We start from the raw sequence: 6,841 nt of genomic DNA, 5'->3' as shown, positions 1-6,841 counted from the left end.
CCCATCCCCACCCCCCACCTCCGCCGCAAAGACCAATCCGCCCTAGAGCTCTACCTCGCCGCCCTCTGCACCGCCCGCAACGGCGGCACCACCGTCACCATCGACGAAATGCACGACCTCCTCGCCCGCTTCCCCGTCCTCGTAGTACTCGACGGCCTCGACGAAGTCGCGGACCCGGCCCTCCGCGCCCTCGTCGTGGAACAGATCGACACCGCGGTGACCCGCTGGACCGTCGGCGAGCCGGCCCGCCGCACCCAGGTCCTCGTCACCTCGCGTCCCACCGCGTCGGGCCAGGCCGAGCCCGACAAGACCACCTTCAAAACCCTCCGCCTGGAGCCCCTCACCCCGGAACTCCAGCGCCACTTCGTCGACAAGTGGTGCGACCTCAAAGGCATCCACGGCCGCGAGCGCCACGACCTCGTCCAGACCTTCCAGCACCGCTCCGGCTTCGACCACATCGCCAAGCTCGCCAACAACCCGATGCAGCTGACCATCCTGCTCTACCTCATCAACAAGAAGGGCGAAGCAGTACCCACCGCCCGAACCGCGCTCTACACCGACTACCTCGACACCCTGCTGGTACGCGAAGTCAGCCGCAAGCAGATCGAACGTGGCCAAGTCCCCCAGGTCCAGGAGATCACCGCGTTCCTGGGCTGGCACATGCAATCAGGCGTCGAGAAGAAAGCCGCCGCCGGACGGATGACCGTCCGAGACATCGAGACAGCCCTGCTCGTCTACCTCCACCAGACCGAAGGCCCGACCACCGACATCGAGGTCCTGTTCCGCGCCGCCTCCGATCGCTTCTGGGCGCTGACCAGCAAGGTCGCGGGCACCTTCGAATTCGCCGTGCAACCCCTCCGTGAATACTTCGCCGCCAGGTTCCTCGCCGAGTGGGCCGGTCGCGACCGCCGCGAGCCCCTCCCCAAACAACAAGTGCTGCAACAACTCATCAACCGCGGCTACTGGCTGAACACCGCCCGCTTCTACGCCGGCTTCGCCTCCCCGAACGAACTGGCCAGCCTGCGCTACGGCCTGGAGGAAGCCATAGAGAGCGGCCGGCATCCGCTCCTCACCCGGGCCGCCGCGTGGGCGCTGCTCGGCGACGGCATCTTCGCCGACCATCCACGCGTGCAGCGCGACGTCGTCGATCTGCTCACGGACGACCTCACCCTCACCCTCGCCACCTGGCACCCGGACAAGCACGCCAACTTCCCGCGCCTCGCGGGCAACAACGGCGGCGAACACCTCGCCGCGGCGTTGCTTCGAGCTGTTGAGCGAGCGCCACAAGACCCCATGACCTGGACCAGGCTCATAACGCTCCACAGCCAGACCTCCATGAGCCCGACCGCATTCACTGCCTGGGCGAAGTCCCATCTGGAGGAGTCGGCGGGCAGACCGAACGAAGAGGTCTGGCTCGACATCTGCGTGAGTTTCGACGTCCCCCTGACCGCGGCCGAAGCGGGCCACCTCCTCACCGACCCCACCGCCAGCCACCGCACCATGCGCGCGATCAGCGCTATCACCGAGCTCGCTCACATCCATGACCAACAGCTCTTGCAAAAGACACTGGACGGATGGCCCCTGGGACGCATCGCAGAGCTCAACAACGAAAGCGGGCTCCTCTTCAGAGCACTGCGAGGCCAGTGGTCCGACGAGCACACCGATTCGTCCCAACGCTTCAAATTCAACGAGTGGCCACAACTCCTGAACCGCCGACCCGCCTACACAGCCCTCCATCAAGCCATCGAACGCCGTGCCGGAGGACACACCGTAGCCCAAGCCATCGCCCTCATCCACGGCCCCTGCTGGCTCGCCGCCGACATCGCCATCTCCGGCAATGGAAACCCCTCCAGAGAATCCCTCAACCTCACCGACCCACTCAGCGAACCGTTCGGCAGCGACATCGCCTACGACGCCCTCCTGACATCCGCCCACGTCCACAAACACGACGCCGACTGGTGGCAGACCGCCCACGACACCTATCCCGATCCGCTCTCCCGACGCACCTGGTCCTACGCGCTGCTCGCATTCGCCGACCCTGCCGTCGTCGCAGAGCACGTGCCGCACATCGACCGCTGCCTGAGCGCGCTATCGGACGACGACTTCCTAGCCTTCGCCTCCTCCATCGACAGATTCGGCGAGCGCCGACCAAAGCGCAGCCTGGGCGCCGTCGTATGGGACGCGGCAACCGACGTCAGCCCGCGCACCAAGCTCATCCTGACCCACTTCGCGCCCGACCGCTGGTCCATCCCGGTCCTGCACGGCCTCTCCGACCGCGACCTCGCGGATCTGGCCGCCATGCGGGCACCCACCTGGCCGGTCGCGAAAGCCGTGACTGCCCGCTTCCTCAAGAAGCCGAACCCCGACCTGTGGCGCGCTCTCGCAGCTCTCGGCCCGTTCACCGAGGTCGAGGTCTCTCCCGACGAGCTCCTGACAGCCACCCCCGAACTGTTGGAGATCCTCAAACACCCCGGGCGCTACCCCGCGTCCTGGGTCATCGCCGTCGAGCACTGGCATTCCCGTACCCACGAAGAGGGCAGTCTGGACCAGGTCGCCATCGACCAGGGCTGGGTGCCCAAGGTGCCGCACCTCTAGGCACCGCACCACCCCCCGACTAACCAGAGTGGCTACCACGCTGGATAGCCGCACCGACCAGGTACAGGATCGCGACGACAGGAACAGCCAGGACCACAGCCGGATAGTGGTACGTCGCCGTACCCTGGTGGGCGACGTAGACTCCATAGCCGATCAGGCCGGCCCCGCCGATGGCCGCGCATATACGGTCTCTGAGTATCTCGTAGGGGATCAGCAGCCCGGCGAGGACAACAATGGCGCCGGACACGACGGAGAAGGTCTCGTAAGGGCCCCAGTGCATGGTTGGTTCGGCCTCCGAAGGTGTTTGGGAGTATGGAGGCAGAGTACGCATGTGATTGGTGGGGCGCAGCGTTTCACGGAAAATCGAAGTGCATATCAGGAACCATATTAATGTGCGAATCAATGACTGGATCAAGAGGGTATTCATGACGCGGGACGAGGCAATCGCACTGGTGCAGCGCATCATGGACACCGACTACAGCGACAACGGCGAGGCAAGCCACTGGCTGGAGTCCCTGGACGCGGCTTTCCACTGCCCGTCCGGCTACGTCAGCGACCTGATCTTCTGGCCCGTCACCGGGGACCCGACCGCGGCCGACGTCGTCGACCAGGCCCAGGCCTACCGGCCGATCGCGTTATAAAAGCCCACCCCGACCTCATCAAACAGCAACTGGCGGAAGAGGCGGCCAAGCCCCTCCCGCCAGTCACTTATATCAGAACTCGCATTTACTGGAAGATCTGCAACTCCGACAGCTGGCCGGCCGGCCAACCCGTGTTGGCGGTGATGTTCAACCGCACATACCGCGTACTGACGGACGAGAACGTGATCGTCGCAGTGTTCCCACTAGCCGGATTGAACGTGTAGCCCGCCGAACCGACGATCGTCGAGAACGAGGATCCGTCCGTCGACCCCTGAACGGACAGCGTCTGCGTCCTCGTCGCCCACGAGCTGGACGGCGGCAGGTCGAGCACGATCTTGCTGATGCTCTTGGCCGAGCCGAGGTCGACCTGGATCCACTGCGGGAAGGCGTTGTTCGTGCTCTCCCAATAGGTGTTGGCGTCCCCGTCCACCGCGTTGGCCGACCCATAGCTCTGGGTCGTCCCACTGGCAGAGGTCGGCTGGTGCAGCGCCAGGTTGGTGTTGACCGTCGCACCGGTCCCGCTGAGCGCGACCGTCGCCGGAGCCGCGTTGCTGGTGATGGTCACAGTCCCGCTGCGCGCGCCGGTCACCGTCGGCGTGAATGTCACGGTGACGGTGCAGGACGCGTTGGCCGCGAGCGAACCGCCGCAGTTGTTGCTCTGCGCGAAGTCACCAGTGGCGGAGACCGCCACCCCGGTCGCCGTCGCGCCGCCGGTGTTCCGGACGGTGATCGCCTGCGCGCCGCTGGTCGTGCCCACGGTCTGCGTCCCGAAGCTGACGCTCGACGGAGTGGCCGCGATCGATGGCCCGGTCCCGCCGCCGCCGGTCGCCGCGAAGACCTCGAAGTCGGAGAGCTGACCGGCGGGCCAGCCGGTGTTGCCGGTGATGGTGACCCGGACGTAGCGCGCTCCGGTCGACGGGAGCGGGATCGTCACGGTGTTGCCGGTGGCGGGGTCGAAGGTGTAGCCGGCGGAGCCGACGATGGTGGAGAAGGTGTTGCCGTCGGTGGAGCCCTGGACCGACAGCGTCTGGGTCCGGGCCGCCCACGCGCTGCTCGGCGGCAGCTTCAGCACGACCTTGCCGATGTTCCAGCTCTGTCCGAGGTCGACCTGGGCCCACTGCGGGAAGGCCCCGTTGGCGCTCTCCCAGTAGGTCGAGGCGTCGGGGTCGGTCAGGTTGGCGGGCGTGTAGGTACCGTTGGAGCTGCTGGCGCTGGCCGGCTGCCCGGCCGCCAGGTTGGTGGAGCTGTCGACGGCCGCGCCGCTCAGGCCGACCGAGGTCGGGCTGTTGTTGGCGTTGCTGGTCACCGTCAGCGTGCCGGTACGAGTACCCCCGGCGGTGGGCGTGAAGGTCACGTTCACTGTGCAGCTGCCGTTGACCGGGATCGACGAGCAGGTGTTGGTCTGGCTGAAGTCGCCGCTGACCGAGACGCCGGAGACGCTGGCGGCGCTCGTGCCGCTGTTGCTGATGGTCACCGCCTGCGTCGGCGCCGAGCTCCCGACCACCGTGCGCGCGAAGTTCAGGCTGCCCGGGTTGGCGTTGAGGACCGGACCGGGCGCCGTGCCGGTACCCGACAGAGCGACCGTGTTGGTCACGCCACCGGCGTTGACCGTCAGAGTGCCGTTACGGGCCCCGGCGGCAGTCGGCGTGAAGGTCACGTTCACCGTGCAGGAACCGTTGGCCGGTATGGAGCCGCCACAGTTGTTGGTCTGCGCGAAGTCGCCCGCGATGCTGATCGAGGAGACCGCCGCGGCGGAGCTGGTCGGGTTGTTGACGGTCACCGTCTGGGCGGCGCTGGTGACGCCGGTGGCCACGGACCCGAAGCCCAGCGCGGTGGGAGTCGTGTTGACCCCGGTCACCGGGTAGGGCGGGAAGACCGGCGCGGGCCAGCCGTTGCACTGCGTCGGGCTGATCCCGGAGTTGCCGCCCTTGTCGGTCACCGCGAAGCTGGGGCCTTCGCAGTTGTAGCTGGGCGCCGCGGTCTGGCCGACGCCGGTGGCGGTGACGTTCTGGAACGAGGCCGCGCCCGCCGTCTGCTCCTGGAGGGCGAACGTGCCGGCCCCGACGATGGTGACGTTGTTCAGGTTGACGCCGCTGATCGTGCCCTCGACCCACTGCACGGCCTCATAAGGGCTCTGTTCGATCAGGGCGTTGGTGACGTTGATCGGCCCGTTGATCGCGCCCTGGCTGCCGTCGAACCACAGCGCCCCGACGCCGAACTGCCAGTTCGGGTCCAGGCTGCCGTCACGGATCATGGTGTTGTTCGAGATGGTGGTGGTGCCCACCGGCGTGGAGGTGAAGCGCTGGCCGACGTGGATGCCGCCGCCCTGGGTCAGGCCGGTGTCGACGACCAGGTTGCCGCTGACGGTGTTGTCGTGGCCGCCGTAGATGGCGATGCCGTTGGCCAGCTGCTGGAGCGAGACGGTGTTGTTGGAGATGGTGTCGTTGGCGTCGGCGCCGAGAGCCGAGTCGGCCCAGGTCGCGATGCCGTCGTCACCGGTGTTGCGGATGTCGCTGTTCGTCACGGTGGAGTTGGTGACGCCGCCGTGGAAGTTGATGCCGTCGGCGGTGGTGTTCCGGATCCGCACGCCGGAGAAGGTCAGGCCGGTCATCGGCCCGTCCATCCACGCGCCGACCTTCATGTGCTCGATCCACACGTTGGTCACCGAGGAGTTGCTCAGCGCGCCGCCGACGCCGTTGACCTGCGCGGAGTCGTCGCGGTCCTGCACGTTACCGAAGATGGCGAAGTCGTGCAGGTGCACGTTGGTGCTCGGGTTCGGGGCGGAGTTGCCGTAGAAGCCGGGCGCCGCGCCGGTGACGGTCGAGTACCACATGCCGGCGCCGGCGACGGTGACGTTGTTGACCGCGATGTGGCCCGGGATCTTGAAGGTGCCCGGCGGGATCCACACCGTGCCGCCGGCCCCGGCGGCGGAGATCGCCGCGTTGAAGGCCGCCGTCGAGTCGGCGGCGCCGGAGGGGTCGGCGCCCTGGCTGGTCACCGAGACCGAGCCGGCAGGCTGGGACGCCGCCGGTCCGACGTTCTCGAAGTCGGCGAGGTTGATCGTGTAGGCGGAGGCGGTGTCGCCGGCGTCCGCCTGGAGCTTGAAGGTGGTGCCGGCCGGATACGTGGTGCTGAACAGGCGATGCACCTCGTCGTAGAAGTGGTGCGGGTTGCTGCCCGGGGAGTTGCTGAACGGGTAGCCGCCGTAGAACCAGCTGTAGGCGTTGGTCAGCGACAGGTCGGGCTGCTTGACGCCGTTGACGTACAGCGACAGCGGCGCGGAGTAGACCGAGCCGTCGCCGGTGTCCGGGATGCTGTAGCGCACGTCGATCGAGTTGGTGGCGACCGGGGTGGTGAAGGTGACGCTCTGGCCGGAGCCGTTCCCCGCCAGGGTCACGGCCTTGCGGTAGGAGGCCTCGTCGGCCAGCTGCCCCTGCGCGAAGCTGGGGCCGATCCGGGTGCCGGTGGTCGCGGCGTTCGCCGCCTGCACCTCGGTGTAGGCCAGGCTCGCCCCGGACCCGCCGGTCGCGGCGGCGCCGGCGGCGTGTGCGGGCGGCGCGGCGGCGATCGTCATCCCGCCCACCGCCAGCAGCACGCCGCCGGCG

Annotated in this window: 4 protein-coding genes; 2 read left to right on the top strand and 2 right to left on the bottom strand. The window is 67.7% G+C overall.

The features are described from left to right. Positions 1-2,595 (top strand): NACHT domain-containing protein (locus tag ABD481_RS46125; protein ID WP_425559438.1); only part of this gene is annotated, 2,595 nt, incomplete at its 5' end. Positions 2,596-2,614: 19 nt separating this feature from the next. On the opposite strand, the gene ABD481_RS46120 is transcribed toward ABD481_RS46125, so the two are convergent. Further along, the gene (locus ABD481_RS46120; RefSeq protein ID WP_344672282.1) at positions 2,615-2,842 is read right to left on the bottom strand and encodes a hypothetical protein; all 228 of its coding nucleotides are present in this window, start codon (positions 2,840-2,842) and stop codon (positions 2,615-2,617) included. 178 nt (positions 2,843-3,020) lie between these two features. On the opposite strand from ABD481_RS46120, the gene ABD481_RS46115 reads away from it, so the two are divergent. After that, the gene (locus ABD481_RS46115) at positions 3,021-3,236 is read left to right on the top strand and encodes an e9imm peptide (protein ID WP_344672281.1); all 216 of its coding nucleotides are present in this window, start codon (positions 3,021-3,023) and stop codon (positions 3,234-3,236) included. Positions 3,237-3,321: 85 nt separating this feature from the next. Here the strand turns inward: ABD481_RS46115 and ABD481_RS46110 are convergent, their stop codons facing one another. Then, the gene (locus tag ABD481_RS46110; protein ID WP_425559439.1) at positions 3,322-6,831 is read right to left on the bottom strand and encodes a choice-of-anchor D domain-containing protein; all 3,510 of its coding nucleotides are present in this window, start codon (positions 6,829-6,831) and stop codon (positions 3,322-3,324) included. Positions 6,832-6,841 lie beyond the last annotated feature (10 nt).

The organism is Catenulispora yoronensis (assembly GCF_039531695.1).
Lineage (GTDB): Bacteria > Actinomycetota > Actinomycetes > Streptomycetales > Catenulisporaceae > Catenulispora > Catenulispora yoronensis.
This window is presented reverse-complemented; position numbering and strand designations above follow the sequence as displayed.